The 210-nt window shown below is 67.1% G+C and carries 1 protein-coding gene; it reads right to left on the bottom strand.

Annotation, left to right across the window (positions count from 1 at the left end; translation table 11 throughout):
* Positions 1-168: transposase family protein (locus tag AC27GT_RS12680; protein ID WP_487223762.1), on the bottom strand; the 168-nt coding region annotated here is incomplete at its 3' end.
* Between the last annotated feature and the right edge of the window lie 42 nt (positions 169-210).

Genomic DNA, 210 nt, shown 5'->3' on the forward strand with positions numbered 1-210 from the left:
GTGGGGCAAGAGGTGGGGGTTGGCGCGGGCGAAGCGTTCCACGCCCCTCAGGGAGTCCACGCGGGAAAGAAAAGCCACCAGGATGAGGGCCAGGAGGCCCCAAAGGGGGTACTGCCGGTTGCGGGCCCGGGGGTCGGGGATCTGGGACAGGGCTTCGCGCAGGGTCATGCCCCCTCTTTACTCCAGGAGCCGCATATAGGTCAAGTCTGC

This window comes from Thermus sp. KWY1, from assembly GCF_057547025.1.